General features: G+C 37.0%; 16 protein-coding genes. 13 read left to right on the top strand and 3 right to left on the bottom strand.

The genetic code is table 11. The annotated features are described in order from the left end of the window. Positions 1 to 57: 57 nt before the first annotated feature. Positions 58 to 1,680 (bottom strand): ATP-binding cassette domain-containing protein, encoded by a 1,623-nt coding sequence (locus tag ACWPV5_RS08785; RefSeq protein ID WP_000958772.1) that lies wholly within the window; start codon positions 1,678 to 1,680, stop codon positions 58 to 60. A gap of 205 nt (positions 1,681 to 1,885) precedes the next feature. Between ACWPV5_RS08785 and trpS the strand changes: the two genes are divergently transcribed. Together trpS and guaB are read left to right on the top strand one after the other, a co-directional pair. Then, positions 1,886 to 2,911 carry a tryptophan--tRNA ligase gene (gene trpS, locus ACWPV5_RS08780; RefSeq protein WP_000165458.1) on the top strand — a complete coding sequence of 342 codons (1,026 nt, stop codon included), beginning with the start codon at positions 1,886 to 1,888 and terminating at the stop codon, positions 2,909 to 2,911. A 151-nt stretch (positions 2,912 to 3,062) separates the two neighbouring features. Next, positions 3,063 to 4,541 carry an IMP dehydrogenase gene (gene guaB, locus ACWPV5_RS08775; protein ID WP_219967467.1) on the top strand — a complete coding sequence of 493 codons (1,479 nt, stop codon included), beginning with the start codon at positions 3,063 to 3,065 and terminating at the stop codon, positions 4,539 to 4,541. A 50-nt stretch (positions 4,542 to 4,591) separates the two neighbouring features. On the opposite strand, the gene recF is transcribed toward guaB, so the two are convergent. Beyond that, positions 4,592 to 5,689 (bottom strand): DNA replication/repair protein RecF, encoded by a 1,098-nt coding sequence (gene recF, locus ACWPV5_RS08770; protein ID WP_261070724.1) that lies wholly within the window; start codon positions 5,687 to 5,689, stop codon positions 4,592 to 4,594. 2 nt (positions 5,690 to 5,691) lie between these two features. Further along, a complete protein-coding gene (gene yaaA, locus ACWPV5_RS08765; protein WP_261070725.1) occupies positions 5,692 to 6,060 on the bottom strand; it encodes a S4 domain-containing protein YaaA in 369 nt (122 codons plus the stop codon). A gap of 158 nt (positions 6,061 to 6,218) precedes the next feature. Between yaaA and yfmF the strand changes: the two genes are divergently transcribed. The 11 genes from yfmF to rpsB all read left to right on the top strand — a co-directional run bounded on the left by yfmF (position 6,219) and on the right by rpsB (position 16,281). After that, complete coding sequence (yfmF, locus tag ACWPV5_RS08760; RefSeq protein ID WP_454383401.1) at positions 6,219 to 7,469, top strand: EF-P 5-aminopentanol modification-associated protein YfmF; 1,251 nt, start codon at positions 6,219 to 6,221, stop codon at positions 7,467 to 7,469. After that, the gene (gene yfmH, locus ACWPV5_RS08755) at positions 7,466 to 8,749 is read left to right on the top strand and encodes an EF-P 5-aminopentanol modification-associated protein YfmH (RefSeq protein ID WP_454383399.1); all 1,284 of its coding nucleotides are present in this window, start codon (positions 7,466 to 7,468) and stop codon (positions 8,747 to 8,749) included. The genes yfmF and yfmH overlap by 4 nt, the downstream gene beginning before the upstream one ends. Before the next feature lie 41 nt (positions 8,750 to 8,790). Beyond that, entirely contained in the window at positions 8,791 to 9,633 is an 843-nt protein-coding gene (rodZ, locus tag ACWPV5_RS08750) for a cytoskeleton protein RodZ (protein WP_033685655.1), read from the top strand. Positions 9,634 to 9,643: 10 nt separating this feature from the next. Continuing rightward, positions 9,644 to 10,189, top strand: coding sequence for a CDP-diacylglycerol--glycerol-3-phosphate 3-phosphatidyltransferase (gene pgsA, locus ACWPV5_RS08745; protein ID WP_033678781.1), 546 nt, complete (start codon positions 9,644 to 9,646; stop codon positions 10,187 to 10,189). Further along, positions 10,186 to 11,013: an energy-coupling factor ABC transporter ATP-binding protein gene (locus ACWPV5_RS08740; RefSeq protein WP_033685654.1), complete on the top strand. Its 828-nt coding sequence runs from the start codon at positions 10,186 to 10,188 to the stop codon at positions 11,011 to 11,013. Before pgsA ends, ACWPV5_RS08740 begins: the two co-directional genes overlap by 4 nt. Beyond that, entirely contained in the window at positions 10,998 to 11,837 is an 840-nt protein-coding gene (locus ACWPV5_RS08735; protein ID WP_033685652.1) for an energy-coupling factor transporter ATPase, read from the top strand. The genes ACWPV5_RS08740 and ACWPV5_RS08735 overlap by 16 nt, the downstream gene beginning before the upstream one ends. Then, on the top strand, positions 11,830 to 12,624 hold the full coding sequence (locus ACWPV5_RS08730; protein ID WP_261070730.1) for an energy-coupling factor transporter transmembrane component T family protein: 795 nt from the start codon (positions 11,830 to 11,832) through the stop codon (positions 12,622 to 12,624). Before ACWPV5_RS08735 ends, ACWPV5_RS08730 begins: the two co-directional genes overlap by 8 nt. 59 nt (positions 12,625 to 12,683) lie before the next feature. Beyond that, entirely contained in the window at positions 12,684 to 13,502 is an 819-nt protein-coding gene (mreC, locus tag ACWPV5_RS08725) for a rod shape-determining protein MreC (RefSeq protein ID WP_261070731.1), read from the top strand. Beyond that, the gene (gene mreD / locus ACWPV5_RS08720; RefSeq protein WP_261070732.1) at positions 13,502 to 13,996 is read left to right on the top strand and encodes a rod shape-determining protein MreD; all 495 of its coding nucleotides are present in this window, start codon (positions 13,502 to 13,504) and stop codon (positions 13,994 to 13,996) included. Before mreC ends, mreD begins: the two co-directional genes overlap by 1 nt. 93 nt (positions 13,997 to 14,089) lie before the next feature. Beyond that, positions 14,090 to 15,277 (top strand): peptidoglycan hydrolase PcsB, encoded by a 1,188-nt coding sequence (pcsB, locus tag ACWPV5_RS08715; protein WP_101782425.1) that lies wholly within the window; start codon positions 14,090 to 14,092, stop codon positions 15,275 to 15,277. A gap of 224 nt (positions 15,278 to 15,501) precedes the next feature. Continuing rightward, a complete protein-coding gene (gene rpsB / locus ACWPV5_RS08710; protein WP_000268459.1) occupies positions 15,502 to 16,281 on the top strand; it encodes a 30S ribosomal protein S2 in 780 nt (259 codons plus the stop codon). Positions 16,282 to 16,290 lie beyond the last annotated feature (9 nt).

The raw sequence follows: 16,290 nt of genomic DNA, 5'->3' as shown, positions 1-16,290 counted from the left end.
TACCTCATAAAATGTTAGAAAACTCAGCTGGTTAACCCAACTGAGTTTTGAATTTTTTTAGTCTTTCCAAAGTTCTTTAACTTTTGCTTGTACTTCTGCATTTTCTAGGAATTCATCATAGGTTTCATCGATACGGTCAATGACGCCATTTTTAGACAAGACAATGATATGGTTAGCTAGAGTTTGAATAAACTCGTGGTCATGGCTGGCAAAGATGATTGATTCTTTAAAGTTTTTCAATCCATCGTTCAAGCTTGAGATAGATTCTAAGTCCAAGTGATTGGTTGGATCATCGAGGACAAGAACATTTGATTTTAAGAGCATGAGTTTTGAAAGCATGACACGAACTTTTTCCCCCCCTGACAAGACATTTACAGGTTTGTTAACCTCATCTCCAGAGAAGAGCATACGGCCGAGGAAGCCACGTAGGAAAGTATTGTCATCTTCTTCTTTACTTGCGAATTGACGCAACCAGTCAAGAATTGATTCTCCCCCTGCGAAATCAGCTGAGTTATCTTTTGGCAGGTAAGATTGACTAGTGGTCACTCCCCATTTGACAGTTCCTTCATAGTCAATGTCTCCCATGATTGCACGAATTAATGCAGTCGTTTGGATGTCATTTTGTCCAATAAGCGCTGTCTTATCACCTGGACGCAAGATAAAGCTGATATTATCTAAAATAGTCTCACCATCAATCTTTACAGTTAGATTTTCTACTGTCAAGAGATCATTACCAATTTCACGTTCCGCTTTAAAGTTGATAAATGGATATTTACGACTAGATGGTACAATCTCTTCTAGCTCAATCTTATCAAGCATTTTCTTACGTGATGTTGCCTGTCTTGACTTAGAAGCATTAGCAGAGAAACGAGCAACGAACTCTTGCAATTGTTTAATTTTTTCTTCTGCTTTGGCATTACGGTCTGCTAGCAATTTAGCAGCGAGTTCAGAAGATTCCTTCCAGAAGTCATAGTTTCCGACATAGAGTTTGATTTTTCCGAAGTCAAGGTCGGCCATGTGAGTACATACTTTGTTTAAGAAGTGACGGTCGTGGGATACTACGATAACGGTGTTATCAAAATCAATCAAGAAGTCTTCTAGCCATGTAATTGATTGGATATCCAAACCATTGGTCGGCTCGTCCAAAAGAAGAACATCTGGTTTACCAAAAAGTGCTTTGGCGAGGAGAACCTTTACTTTTTCACCGTTGGCCAATTCGCTCATGTTTTGATAGTGCAATTCTTCTGGAATGTTTAGGTTTTGAAGTAGTTGAGAGGCTTCACTTTCTGCTTCCCAGCCTCCAAGCTCGGCAAACTCTCCTTCAAGTTCGGCAGCACGCACTCCATCTTCGTCTGAGAAATCTTCCTTCATGTAGATGGCATCTTTCTCTTTCATGATGCTATAAAGTTTTTCATTTCCCATGATAACGACATCAATGGCACGTTCATCTTCATAGTCAAAGTGATTTTGACGAAGAACAGAGAGACGTTCATCTGGACCAAGAGAGATGTGACCAGTAGTAGGTTCGATATCTCCAGCTAAAATTTTTAAAAAGGTTGATTTTCCGGCACCATTAGCACCGATTAATCCATAAGTATTTCCTTCTGTAAATTTGATATTGACATCATCAAAAAGTTTGCGATCACTAAAACGTAGTGAAACATCAGATACTGTAAGCAATGTTTTTCTCCTATATATGTAATATATTTATTCTACTAGAAAATACGGAAATATTCAAATTTTTATCTGTCAATTTTGTGTAAATTATATTTACAGCATACTTTACACAAATCCGTAAATAGCAAGGTTGATTTATTTTTATAAATTGCAGTTATTTCATTAAAAAAATGCTATAATTGAAGGGACCACATCGAAGGAGAATAAAATGACTAAACCCATTATTTTAACAGGAGACCGTCCAACAGGAAAATTGCATATTGGACATTATGTTGGAAGTCTCAAAAATCGAGTATTATTACAGGAAGAGGATAAGTATGATATGTTTGTGTTCTTGGCTGACCAACAAGCTTTGACAGATCATGCTAAAGATCCTCAAACAATTGTAGAGTCTATCGGAAATGTGGCTTTGGATTATCTTGCAGTTGGATTGGATCCAAGTAAATCAACTATCTTTATTCAAAGCCAAATTCCAGAGTTGGCTGAACTATCTATGTACTATATGAATCTAGTTTCATTAGCACGTTTGGAGCGCAATCCAACAGTCAAGACAGAGATTGCTCAAAAAGGATTTGGAGAAAGTATTCCGACAGGATTCTTAGTCTACCCAATCGCTCAAGCAGCTGACATCACAGCCTTTAAGGCCAATTATGTTCCTGTTGGGACAGATCAGAAACCAATGATTGAGCAAACTCGCGAGATTGTTCGTTCTTTTAACAATGCATATAATTGTGATGTCTTGGTGGAACCGGAAGGTATTTATCCAGAAAATGAGAGAGCAGGGCGTTTGCCTGGTTTAGATGGAAATGCTAAAATGTCTAAATCACTCAATAATGGTATTTATTTAGCTGATGATGCGGATACTTTGCGTAAAAAAGTAATGAGTATGTATACAGATCCAGATCATATTCGAGTGGAAGATCCAGGTAAAATTGAAGGCAATATGGTTTTCCATTATCTAGATGTTTTTGGTCGTCCAGAAGATGCTCAAGAAATTGCTGAAATGAAAGAACATTATCAACGAGGTGGTCTTGGTGATGTGAAGACCAAGCGTTATCTACTTGAAATATTAGAACGTGAACTTGGTCCTATTCGTGAGCGCCGTATCGAATTTGCTAAGGATATGGGAGAAGTTTATAATATGCTTCAAAAAGGTAGTGAAAGAGCGCGTGAAGTTGCAGGTCAAACCCTATCTGAGGTTAAAGGAGCAATGGGACTTCATTACTTTAACTAAGTTTATTTTACAAGAAACTATCATTTCTATCTCAAAGAAAAGATAGTTTTTTATTTACCCCTGTAACATTTGACAAATTTTTATAGAATGGTATGATAGATACAATATAAAAAGAGTCAAGCTCAAAAAGAAAGAAAAGAGGAAACTTCGAATGTCTAATTGGGACACTAAATTTTTGAAAAAAGGTTTTACCTTTGATGATGTATTGCTTATTCCAGCTGAAAGTCATGTGTTGCCTAACGATGCAGATTTAACAACTAAATTGGCAGATAATTTGACTTTAAATATCCCAATTATTACCGCTGCTATGGACACAGTTACAGAGAGTCAAATGGCCATTGCTATTGCTCGTGCAGGCGGTCTCGGAGTTATCCATAAAAACATGTCAATTGCTCAACAAGCAGACGAGGTTCGTAAGGTAAAACGTTCTGAAAATGGGGTTATTATTGATCCGTTCTTCTTGACGCCTGAACATACAATTGCTGAAGCAGATGAGCTTATGGGTCGTTACCGCATCAGTGGTGTTCCAGTTGTTGAAACACTTGAAAATCGTAAATTGGTTGGTATTTTGACAAACCGAGATCTTCGTTTTATTTCAGACTATAACCAACCAATCTCAAATCATATGACTAGTGAAAATCTTGTTACTGCTCCTGTGGGTACAGATCTTGCAACAGCTGAGAATATTCTTCAAGAACACCGTATTGAAAAACTTCCTTTGGTAGATGAAGAAGGTCGTCTTTCTGGTTTGATTACTATCAAAGATATTGAAAAAGTTATTGAGTTTCCAAATGCTGCTAAAGATGAGTTTGGTCGTCTTCTAGTTGCAGGTGCAGTAGGTGTTACTTCAGATACATTTGAACGTGCAGAGGCTCTTTTTGAGGCAGGAGCGGATGCGATTGTTATTGATACTGCACATGGTCATTCTGCAGGTGTCTTGCGTAAAATTGCTGAGATTCGTGCTCATTTCCCAGATCGTACTTTAATTGCTGGAAATATTGCTACTGCTGAAGGTGCACGTTCCCTCTATGAAGCGGGTGTAGACGTTGTTAAGGTTGGTATTGGACCAGGTTCTATCTGTACTACTCGTGTAATTGCAGGTGTTGGTGTTCCACAAGTAACAGCTATCTATGATGCTGCAGCCGTCGCGCGTGAATATGGAAAAACGATCATTGCTGACGGTGGAATCAAGTATTCTGGAGATATTGTAAAAGCACTTGCGGCTGGTGGAAATGCTGTTATGCTTGGATCAATGTTTGCTGGAACTGATGAAGCTCCAGGTGAAACTGAAATCTTCCAAGGACGTAAGTTCAAGACTTACCGTGGTATGGGATCAATCGCTGCTATGAAAAAAGGTTCAAGCGATCGTTACTTCCAAGGTTCTGTCAATGAAGCAAACAAACTCGTTCCAGAAGGAATTGAAGGTCGTGTTGCTTATAAAGGAGCTGCAGCTGACATTGTCTTCCAAATGATTGGTGGTATTCGCTCTGGTATGGGTTACTGTGGTGCAGCTAACCTTAAAGAACTACACGATAATGCTCAATTTATTGAAATGTCTGGTGCTGGTTTGAAAGAAAGCCACCCTCACGATGTACAAATTACTAATGAGGCACCAAATTATTCTATGTAAAAAAATAATGAAAGAACTCCTGCTAAAACAGGAGTTCTTTTACAATGTTGTCAAGTTTTATTTACAATAACTTTACCATTTTGAATAGTGAAAATACTTAGATTTTCTGGCAGATTTTGAAGATGGTCTAAGCTTGTTGTTGTGATAAAGGTTTGGATTGAATGAGAAATCGTTTCTAATAATTTTAGTTGTCTAGTGTTGTCAAGTTCGCTCATAACATCGTCAAGTAGTAATATTGGAGATTCTGTAGTAATACTTTCCATTAACTCGATTTCTGCTAATTTTATAGAAAGGACGAGACTACGATGTTGGCCTTGACTTCCGAAACTAGCATCTATCCCATTTATATAAAAAGAAATGTCATCCCGATGAGGACCAACACCAGTATTCTTTTTAAATAAATCTCTGGATCTACTTTTTTCTAAAGCAATTTTGAAAGATTCGGATAAGTCTTCTTTGTCAGTTAACTTGACAGAAGATTGATAGGATATTGACAATTCTTCAATCTGATTAGAGAGTTCAAAATGTTTCTTACGCCCAAATGATTCTAGTTTTTTTATGAAATCTAAGCGGTGATTCATTACACGACATCCATAATCAACTAGCTGATCATCCAACACTGAGAGGAAGGTTTCATCTATTTTTTGAGCTGATTTTAGATAAGTGTTTCTTTGTTTTAGGATGTGGTTATAATTGGTTAAGTCAGATAAATAGATTGGCTTGATTTGTCCAAGTTCCATATCAATGAATTTGCGTCGAACCGAAGGTGCTCCTTTAATTAGTTGTAAATCTTCAGGAGCAAATAAGACAACATTCATGTGTCCGACATAATCTGAAAGTCGTGCCTGTTTTAAGTGATTAACTTTTGTTACACGGCCTTTTTGTGTTAGTTCAATTTCGAGAGGAATGGATCCAATTTTTTTCTGAACAAGACCTGAAAGATGAAGCTGTTCCTCATCAAAATGAATGAGATTTTTATCTGTTCGAGTTCGATGACTACGTGTTAAGGCTAAAAAATAGATAGCCTCTAACATATTTGTTTTACCTTGTGCATTGCGTCCTAAAAAGATATTTAATTTAGGATTAAAGTCTATTTTCGTCTCTTTGTAGTTACGAAAAGTTTTGAGAGATAGGTGTTGTAGCCACATGATTATCTACCAGGGAATCGTGGAGCTTGTTTGATTTTGGGTGATGAAGAAAGGTTCGATTTGTCTTTTTTTACTCCCTTATTCATCTCCTTGACAAGTTTAGCGATTCGTTCTTTTTCAACTTTATCAGCGTGGTATTCATCTTGCTCCTCAGAAGTAGGTTGTGTCAACAAGATGTCAATATTCATGTCAGGGATGTCAATTTTATCGCCAATACGAAGTTTTTTACCGCGACGACTCTCTAATTCCCCATTAAAGTAAACAGAATGTTCAGAGAGAAAGGATTTGATAGCTCCTCCGCTATGTGTAATTCCAAGTTCTTTGAGTAGTGCTTGGAGGGTAATAAATTCTTCAAATAATTTGTATTCCATAATTTACCTCAATCTTTGGTATTATACCATATTTTCCTAAAAATAGTGAGAGAAATAGTGAGAGATGTAAGCGTTTTTTATTTCAAAAGTGTTACAGAGAACAAGAAAATTTCAGGTTTTCGTGATATAATAGAAGTCTGTATATAAGGAGGTAAATCATGGAGTTAGTGCATGGAATTTCAACACATTTTATCCAATCAAAAAAGTTTAAAACGAACAAAATCACCGTGCGTTTTACCGCTCCATTATCTCTTGATACTATTGCAGGTCGCATGTTGAGTGCGAGTATGCTAGAGACTGCTAATCAGATGTACCCTACTTCTCAAGATTTGAGAAAACATTTGGCCAGTTTATACGGTACAGATATGTCAACCAATTGTTTCAGAAGAGGGCAAAGTCACATTGTAGAATTGACATTTACCTATGTTCGTGATGAGTTTTTAAGTAGGAAAAATGTGCTAACTTCTCAGGTTTTGGAACTTGTAAAAGAAACTCTTTTTTCACCCGTAGTATTTGATAATGGATTTGATCCGTCCTTATTTGAAATTGAGAAAAAACAATTGCTAGCAAGTTTAGCAGCTGATATGGATGATTCTTTTTATTTTGCACATAAAGAATTAGACAAATTATTTTTTCATGATGAACGTCTCCAATTGGAATATAGTGATTTACGAAATCGTATTTTAGCTGAGACTCCACAAAGTTCTTATTCTTGTTTCCAAGAATTTTTGGCCAATGATCGAATAGATTTCTTTTTCCTAGGTGATTTTAATGAGGTTGAAATTCAAAATGTATTAGAATCATTTGGCTTTAAAGGTCGAAAAGGAGATGTGAAGGTTCAGTATCGTCAACCTTATTCCAATATCCTTCAGGAAGGTATGGTTCGGAAAAATGTGGGACAGTCTATTTTAGAGTTGGGATATTATTGCTCTGCTGAATATGGCGATGAGCAACATTTACCCATGATTGTAATGAATGGTTTACTTGGTGGCTTTGCTCATTCTAAGCTCTTTACAAATGTCCGTGAAAATGCTGGATTGGCTTATACTATTTCAAGTCAACTTGATTTGTTTAGTGGATTCTTAAGGATGTATGCTGGTATCAATCGAGAAAATCGTAACCAGGCTCGTAAAATGATGAATAATCAACTGATTGATTTAAGAAAAGGATATTTTACAGAGATTGAGTTAGAGCAGACCAAAGAAATGATTCGTCGGTCTTTATTACTTTCTCAAGATAATCAAAGTTCATTGATTGAACGTGCTTATCAAAATGCCTTACTTGGAAAATCTTCAGCAGACTTTAAAGGTTGGATTACAAAACTCGAGCAAGTTGACAAAGATGCTATTTGTAGAGTAGCTAATAATGTGAAACTACAAGCGATTTACTTTATGGAAGGAATAGAATGACAAAGGTTGTTTTTGAAGAAAAATACTATCCAGCTGTAAAAGAAATGGTTTATCGAACTCGTTTGTCAAATGGCTTGACAGTTGCTCTTTTGCCTAAAAAGGAATTTAAAGAGGTTTACGGGAGTGTCACTGTTCAATTTGGTTCGGTAGATACGCTTGTAACAGAAGTTGACGGAGGTGTAAAACAATATCCTGCAGGAATTGCTCATTTTCTTGAACATAAATTATTTGAAAGAGAAGATTCTAGCGATTTGATGTCGGCTTTTACGAGTCTATGTGCAGATAGCAATGCCTTTACAAGCTTTACAAAAACAAACTATCTTTTTTCAGCAACGGATCATTTTTTAGAAAATTTAGATTTACTTGATGAATTGGTAACATCAGCACACTTTACTGAAGATTCCATTTTTAGAGAGCAGGATATTATCCAGCAAGAACGAGAAATGTATCAAGATGATCCAGATTCGTGTTTATTCTTTTCAACCTTAGCGAATTTGTATACTGGTACACCTTTAGCAACGGATATAGTTGGAAGCAAGGAGTCTATTTCCCAAATCAATCTAACTAAATTGCAAGAAAATTTTACAAAGTTTTACAAACATGTAAACATGTCTCTGTTTTTAGTTGGTAATTTTGATGTGGAGCAAGTACAAGACTATTTTGAAAGAAAAGAATTGAAAGATTTAGATGTTCAGGAAGTAGTAAGAGAAAAATTTGTTTTACAGGCTGTAAAGCAAACAGACAGTATGAGAATGGAAGTATCTTCTCCCAAACTAGCGATTGGGATTAGAGGTAATCGAGAAGTTGCTGAGGCGGATTGCTATCGACATCATATTTTATTAAAATTATTGTTTGCAATGATGTTTGGTTGGACTTCGGATCGTTTTCAAAAGTTATATGAATCAGGTAAAATAGATGCTTCCTTATCTCTTGAAATTGAAGTAACAAGTCGTTTTCATTTTGTTATGTTGACAATGGATACGAAGGAGCCAGTTGCTTTATCTCATCAATTTAGGAAGGCCATTCGTAATTTTACAAAGGATTTAGATATTACAGAGGATCATTTAGATATTATCAAAAGAGAGATGTTTGGAGAATTTTTCAGTAGCATGAACTCTCTTGAATTTATTGCAACGCAATATGATGCTTTTGAACATGGTGAGACAATTTTTGATTTACCAAAGATTTTACAGGAAATTACTTTAGAGGATGTCCTTGAAGCAGGGCATCACTTAATAGATGAAGGGGATATAGTTGATTTTACAATATTCCCATCGTAGTAACCTATCATAATAGACACTAGAAAGAAGGGATGACAAGTATGAGGAAAAAAACAATTGGTGAGGTTTTACGATTAGCTAGAATCAATCAGGGATTGAGTTTAGATGAATTGCAGAAAAAGACAGAAATCCAGTTAGATATGTTGGAAGCAATGGAAACAGACGATTTCGATCAACTTCCAAGTCCTTTTTACACGCGTTCTTTCTTGAAAAAATATGCATGGGCTGTTGAGTTAGATGATCAAATTGTTTTGGATGCTTATGATTCTGGGAGTATGATTACTTATGAGGAAGTAGATGTTGATGAAGATGAGTTGACAGGTCGTAGACGTTCAAGTAAGAAAAAGAAGAAAAAAACATCCTTTTTACCTTTATTTTATTTTATCCTTTTTGCTTTATCGATTTTAATTTTTGTGACCTATTATGTTTGGAACTATATTCAAACTCAACCAGAGGGAGCTTCTCTTTCTAATTACAGTGTGGTTCAATCAACAAGTTCAATAAGTTCAACTAGCTCTGTTCCCCACTCCTCAAGTAGTAGTTCATCTAGCAGTTCTTCTAGTATAGAATCAGCTATAAGTGTATCAGGCGAAGGAAGTCATGTAGAAATCGCTTATAAGACAAGTAAGGAAACAGTTAAATTGCAATTGGCAGTTTCAGATGTTACAAGTTGGGTCAGCGTTTCAGAAAGCGAACTTGAGGGCGGTGTAACCTTATCGCCAGAGAAGAAAAGTGCAGAAGCAACAGTTGCAACTAAAAGTCCTGTAACAATTACCTTAGGTGTTGTAAAAGGTGTTGCTTTGACAGTAGATAATCAGACTGTTGATTTATCGAAATTAACAGCTCAGACTGGACAAATCACTGTAACCTTTACTAAAAATTAAGGAAAAACGAATGAAAAAAGAACAAATTCCCAATCTCTTAACAATAGGTCGAATTCTCTTTATACCTATTTTTATCTTTATTTTAACGATAGGAAATTCGATAGAGAGTCATATAGTGGCAGCTATTATCTTTGCTGTTGCCAGTATTACCGACTATTTAGATGGATATTTAGCTCGTAAATGGAATGTGGTCAGTAATTTTGGTAAATTTGCAGATCCTATGGCGGATAAGTTACTAGTTATGTCGGCTTTTATTATGCTGATTGAGTTAGGTATGGCTCCGGCTTGGATTGTTGCAGTGATTATCTGTCGAGAGTTGGCTGTGACAGGTTTAAGGCTTTTATTGGTTGAAACTGGTGGAACGGTTTTAGCAGCGGCAATGCCTGGAAAAATTAAAACTTTCAGTCAGATGTTTGCCATTATTTTCTTGCTATTACATTGGACTTTGCTTGGTCAAGTTCTACTTTATGTAGCCTTGTTTTTCACTATCTACTCTGGCTATGACTATTTCAAGAGTAGTGCCTATGTATTTAAAGGGACATTTGGTTCGAAATGAAATCAGTAATTGATGTAAAAAATCTTTCTTTTCGTTATAAGGAAAGTCAAGAATACTATGATGTGAAGGATATTACGTTTCACGTGAAACGTGGGGAATGGCTTTCGATTGTAGGGCATAATGGTAGTGGTAAATCAACGACGGTTCGTTTAATTGATGGCTTACTGGAAGCAGAATCCGGAGAGATTGTAATTGATGGTCAACGGCTGACTGAGGAAAATGTTTGGAATATACGTCGTCAAATCGGTATGGTTTTTCAAAATCCAGATAATCAATTCGTTGGAGCGACTGTTGAAGATGATGTTGCTTTTGGTTTGGAAAATCAGGGACTTTCTCGTCAAGAAATGAAAAAGAGAGTGGAGGAAGCTCTGGATTTGGTTGGCATGTTGGACTTTAAAAAGAGAGAGCCAGCGCGTCTATCAGGTGGCCAAAAGCAACGTGTGGCCATTGCAGGTGTTGTAGCCCTAAGACCAGCTATTTTAATCTTAGATGAAGCAACGAGTATGTTGGATCCTGAGGGGCGTAGAGAACTGATTGATACAGTAAAAGGAATTCGAAAAGACTATGATATGACCGTCATTTCCATTACACATGATTTGGAAGAAGTTGCCATGAGTGATCGTGTATTGGTCATGAAAAAAGGGTCAATTGAATCAACTAGTAGTCCAAGAGCTCTTTTCTCTCGAAATGATTTAGATCAAATTGGATTAGACAATCCTTTTGCCAATCAATTAAAACATTCTTTGAGCCAGAATGGCTATGATTTACCTGAAAATTATTTGACAGAAAGTGAGCTAGAGGATAAACTATGGGAATTGCTCTAGAAAATGTGAGTTTTACATATCAAGAAGGGACTCCCTTAGCCTCAACAGCTTTGTCGGATGTTTCTTTGACGATTGAAGATGGTTCTTATACGGCTTTAATTGGCCACACAGGTAGTGGTAAATCAACTATTTTACAACTTTTAAATGGTTTATTGGTGCCAAGCCAAGGGAGTGTGCGGGTTTTTGATACCTTAATTACCTCGACTTCTAAAAATAAAGACATTCGTCAAATTAGAAAACAGGTTGGCTTGGTATTTCAGTTTGCTGAAAATCAGATTTTTGAAGAAACAGTATTGAAAGACGTTGCTTTTGGACCACAAAATTTTGGAGTTTCTGAAGAAGATGCGGAGCAGATTGCGCATGAGAAACTGGCTCTAGTTGGAATTGATGAATCACTTTTTAATCGTAGTCCGTTTGAGCTATCAGGTGGACAAATGAGACGTGTCGCCATTGCAGGCATACTTGCCATGGAACCAGCTATATTAGTCTTAGATGAACCCACAGCAGGCCTAGATCCCCTGGGAAGAAAAGAGCTGATGAATTTGTTCAAAAAACTCCACCAGTCAGGGATGACCATTGTCTTGGTAACGCATTTGATGGATGATGTTGCTGAATATGCAAATCAAGTCTATGTGATGGAAAAGGGACGTTTAGTTAAGGGTGGTAAACCAAGTGATGTCTTTCAAGATGTTGTCTTTATGGAAGAAGTGCAGCTGGGAGTACCTAAAATTACAGCCTTTTGTAAACGATTGGCTGATAGAGGTGTGTCATTTAAACGATTACCGATTGAGATAGAGGAGTTCAAGGAGTCGCTAAATGGATAGTATGATTTTGGGGCGTTATATCCCAGGGGATTCGATAGTTCACCGATTGGATCCACGCAGCAAATTACTGGCTATGATGCTACTGATTTTGATCGTTTTTTGGGCTAATAATCCCTTGACGAATCTAATTCTTTTTATAGCGACAGGGATATTTATTGCCTTGTCCGGAGTATCTCTTTCATTCTTTATTCAGGGCTTGAAGTCTATGTTTTTCTTGATTGCCTTCACAACTATTTTTCAACTGTTTTTCATTTCTAATGGGAATGTTTTAATTGAGTTTTCGTTTGTGAGAATCACAGATTATGCTTTGCAACAAGCTGGGATTATTTTTTGTCGCTTTGTATTAATTATTTTCTTTTCAACTTTGTTAACCTTAACAACAATGCCCTTAAGTTTGGCATCAGCTGTCGAAGCTTTGTTAGCGCCTTTAAAGCGTGCGAAAGTTCCAGTTCATGAAATTGGCTTAATGCTATCTATGAGTTTGCGTTTTGTTCCGACCTTAATGGATGATACGACGCGGATTATGAATGCACAGAAAGCTCGTGGAGTTGATTTTGGTGAAGGAAGCATTGTTCAAAAAGTAAAGGCGATGATTCCCATTTTGATTCCTCTTTTTGCGACAAGTTTAAAACGTGCAGATTCCTTGGCTATCGCCATGGAAGCGCGTGGTTATCAGGGTGGAAAAGGTAGAAGTCAATACAGACAATTGAAATGGACTCGAAAGGATACGTTAGCAATTCTTGTTATTCTTGTACTTGGTTGTTGCTTATTTTTCTTAAAATCTTAGTAGATTTCAGGAATTGATAAAAAAGTTACTGTAACAGTTTTTGATATAAAGGTAGGGATATGAACCGTTTTAAAAAATCAAAATATGTCATTATTGTTTTTGTCACTGTTCTGCTTGTCTCAGCTCTCTTAGCGACGACTTATTCAAGTACAATTGTGACAAAATTAGGAGATGGAATTTCATTGGTTGATAGAGTTGTGCAAAAACCTTTTCAGTGGTTTGATTCTGTCAAATCAGATTTGGCACATTTGACACGAACATATAATGAAAATGAAAGTTTGAAGAAACAGATTTACCAGTTAGAAGTTAAATCAAATGAGGCGGAAAGTCTAAAGACAGAAAATGAACAACTGCGCCAATTGCTTGATATGAAGTCCAAGTTGCAAGCTACAAAGACTTTGGCAGCAGATGTTATTATGCGTTCTCCGGTATCTTGGAAGCAGGAGTTGACCTTAGATGTAGGCAAATCAAAAGGAGCTTCTGAGAACATGTTAGCTATTGCAAATGGTGGCTTGATTGGGAGCGTTTCAAAAGTAGAGGAGAACTCTACTATGGTCAACCTTCTGACAAATACGGAAAATGCTGATAAGATTTCTGTTAAAATTCAACACGGCACTACCACAATTTATGGAATTATTATTGGCTACGACAAGGAAAATGAAGTTCTTAAAATTAGCCAATTAAATAGCAATAGCGATATTAGTACAGGCGATAAGGTGACAACGGGGGGATTAGGAAACTTTAACGTTGCGGATATTCCTGTTGGTGAAGTGGTTGCCACAACGCATAGTACAGACTATTTGACACGAGAAGTAACTGTTAAATTGAGTGCAGATACTCATAATGTGGATGTGATAGAATTAGTGGGGAATTCATGATGAGACAGTTGAAGCGGGTTGGAGTGTTTTTATTACTTCCTTTCTTTGTTCTAATTGACGCCCATATTAGCCAGCTTCTGGGCTCATTGTTCCCCCATGTACATTTGGCTAGTCATTTTCTTTTTCTATTTCTATTATTTGAGACGATAGAAGTATCAGAGTACCTCTACCTAGTCTATTGTTTTGTAATTGGCTTGGTTTACGATGTTTACTTTTTCCATCTAATAGGGATTGCAACTCTCTTATTTATCTTACTGGGAGCCTTTCTTCATAAATTGAATAGTGTTATTTTATTGAATCGTTGGACGAGAATGTTGGCAATTATTGTCATGACTTTTCTATTTGATATGGGAGCTTATCTCTTTGCATTAGCGGTAGGTTTAACTGTAGATAGTCTGCCGATTTTTATCGTTTATAGCCTAGTACCATCCATGATTTTAAATCTTGTGTGGATGTTTATTTTTCAGTTTATTTTTGAAAGATATTATCTATAAGAAAGAAACAAAAATGTAACAAAGGCGTAATATTCATTAGGCCTTTTTTTGGTATACTAGTATTGTCTTTAAAAGAAGGAGTATCTACGTAATATGAAGAAAAAAATCTTAGCGTCACTTTTATTAAGTACAGTAATGGTTTCTCAAGTAGCTGTTTTAACAACTGCGCATGCAGAAACGACTGATGACAAAATTGCTGCTCAAGATAATAAAATTAGTAATTTAACAGCACAACAACAAGAAGCCCAAAAACAAGTTGACCAAATTCAGGAGCAAGTATCAGCTATTCAAGCTGAGCAATCTAACTTGCAAGCTGAAAATGATAGATTACAAGCAGAATCCAAAAAACTTGAGAGTGAGATTACAGAACTTTCTAAAAACATTGTATCTCGCAATGATTCTTTGGAAAAACAAGCTCGTAGTGCTCAAACAAATGGAGCTGCAACTAGCTACATCAATACGATTGTAAACTCAAAATCAATTACAGAAGCTATTTCACGTGTAGCAGCAATGAATGAAATCGTATCTGCTAACAACAAAATGTTGGAACAACAAAAAGCAGATAAAAAAGCAATTTCTGAGAAGCAAGTGGCAAACAATGACGCAATTAATACAGTAATTGCAAATCAACAGAAATTGTCTGATGATGCGCAAGCTTTAACAACGAAACAAGCTGAGTTGAAGGCTGCAGAATTAAATCTTGCTGCTGAAAAAGCGACAGCAGAAGATGAAAAAGCAAGTTTGCTAGAGAAAAAAGCAGAAGCAGAAGCGGCAGCAAAAGCAGCAGCAGAGGCAGAAGCAGCTTACAAGGCAAAACAAGTAAGTCAACAACAAACAGTTGTTGCTTCTGGAAATACGACTTTTGCAGCACAGGTTCAAGCTGTAGCTTCTTCGGAATCAGCAACATATACTCCTGTGGCAGTCAAACAACGCCCAACATACAGTACAAATGCTTCAAGCTATCCAATTGGAGAATGTACATGGGGAGTTAAAACATTAGCACCTTGGGCTGGAGACTATTGGGGTAATGGAGCGCAGTGGGCTACAAGTGCAGCTGCTGCAGGATTCCGTACAGGTTCAACACCTCAAGTTGGTGCGATTGCATGTTGGAATGATGGTGGCTATGGACACGTAGCGGTAGTCACTGCTGTAGAATCAACAACACGTATCCAAGTGTCAGAATCAAATTATGCTGGTAATCGCACGCTTGGAAATCATCGTGGGTGGTTCAATCCGACAACTACATCGTCAGGTTTTGTAACATATATTTATGCAGATTAATTTACAGAGGGACTCGAATAGAGCCCTCTTTTTCATGTTTCACCGTGACAATCCCTATTAAAAATTATATCAAAATAGCTTGAAAATATTGGAAAAGTATGGTAAAATGAAAATTGTCGTGTGAACGATAATACTCATTCTTGATGAATTGTGAGACAGTTGCCCTTGGGTCGTTTTGCAAGTTGAAGTCAAGAAGAGGAAAAAAACAAAAAGGAGAAATACTCATGGCAGTAATTTCAATGAAACAACTTCTTGAGGCTGGTGTACACTTTGGTCACCAAACTCGTCGCTGGAACCCTAAGATGGCTAAGTACATCTTTACTGAGCGTAACGGAATCCACGTTATCGACTTGCAACAAACAGTAAAATACGCTGACCAAGCATACGACTTCATGCGCGATGCAGCAGCTAACGATGCAGTTGTATTGTTTGTTGGTACTAAGAAACAAGCAGCTGATGCAGTTGCTGAAGAAGCAGTACGTTCAGGTCAATACTTTATTAACCACCGTTGGTTGGGTGGAACTCTTACAAACTGGGGAACAATCCAAAAACGTATCGCTCGTTTGAAAGAAATCAAACGTATGGAAGAAGATGGAACTTTCGAAGTTCTTCCTAAGAAAGAAGTTGCACTTCTTAATAAACAACGTGCACGTCTTGAAAAATTCTTGGGTGGTATCGAAGATATGCCTCGTATCCCAGATGTAATGTATGTAGTTGACCCACATAAAGAGCAAATCGCTGTTAAAGAAGCTAAGAAATTGGGAATCCCAGTTGTAGCGATGGTTGACACAAACACTGATCCAGATGATATCGATGTAATCATCCCAGCTAACGATGATGCTATCCGCGCTGTTAAATTGATCACAGCTAAATTGGCTGACGCTATCATCGAAGGACGTCAAGGTGAAGATGCAGCAGCAGTTGAAGCAGAATTTGCAGCTTCAGAAGCTCAAGCAGATTCAATCGAAGAAATCGTTGAAGTTGTAGAAGGCGACAACGCTTAATTCATATAA

This window comes from Streptococcus sp. Marseille-Q7156 (assembly GCF_965119495.1).
Note: the sequence above shows the minus strand (reverse complement) of the source record. Positions and strands in the feature narration are given on the sequence as shown.

Excerpts from the sequence above, each read along its gene's own strand:
- trpS (WP_000165458.1), top strand. The coding sequence starts at position 1,886 with ATGACTAAACCCATTATTTTAACAGGAGACCGTCCAACAGGAAAATTG.
- guaB (WP_219967467.1), top strand. The coding sequence starts at position 3,063 with ATGTCTAATTGGGACACTAAATTTTTGAAAAAAGGTTTTACCTTTGAT.
- recF (WP_261070724.1), bottom strand. The coding sequence starts at position 5,689 with ATGTGGCTACAACACCTATCTCTCAAAACTTTTCGTAACTACAAAGAG.
- yaaA (WP_261070725.1), bottom strand. The coding sequence starts at position 6,060 with ATGGAATACAAATTATTTGAAGAATTTATTACCCTCCAAGCACTACTC.
- yfmF (WP_454383401.1), top strand. The coding sequence starts at position 6,219 with ATGGAGTTAGTGCATGGAATTTCAACACATTTTATCCAATCAAAAAAG.
- yfmH (WP_454383399.1), top strand. The coding sequence starts at position 7,466 with ATGACAAAGGTTGTTTTTGAAGAAAAATACTATCCAGCTGTAAAAGAA.
- rodZ (WP_033685655.1), top strand. The coding sequence starts at position 8,791 with ATGAGGAAAAAAACAATTGGTGAGGTTTTACGATTAGCTAGAATCAAT.
- pgsA (WP_033678781.1), top strand. The coding sequence starts at position 9,644 with ATGAAAAAAGAACAAATTCCCAATCTCTTAACAATAGGTCGAATTCTC.
- ACWPV5_RS08740 (WP_033685654.1), top strand. The coding sequence starts at position 10,186 with ATGAAATCAGTAATTGATGTAAAAAATCTTTCTTTTCGTTATAAGGAA.
- ACWPV5_RS08735 (WP_033685652.1), top strand. The coding sequence starts at position 10,998 with ATGGGAATTGCTCTAGAAAATGTGAGTTTTACATATCAAGAAGGGACT.
- ACWPV5_RS08730 (WP_261070730.1), top strand. The coding sequence starts at position 11,830 with ATGGATAGTATGATTTTGGGGCGTTATATCCCAGGGGATTCGATAGTT.
- mreC (WP_261070731.1), top strand. The coding sequence starts at position 12,684 with ATGAACCGTTTTAAAAAATCAAAATATGTCATTATTGTTTTTGTCACT.
- mreD (WP_261070732.1), top strand. The coding sequence starts at position 13,502 with ATGAGACAGTTGAAGCGGGTTGGAGTGTTTTTATTACTTCCTTTCTTT.
- pcsB (WP_101782425.1), top strand. The coding sequence starts at position 14,090 with ATGAAGAAAAAAATCTTAGCGTCACTTTTATTAAGTACAGTAATGGTT.
- rpsB (WP_000268459.1), top strand. The coding sequence starts at position 15,502 with ATGGCAGTAATTTCAATGAAACAACTTCTTGAGGCTGGTGTACACTTT.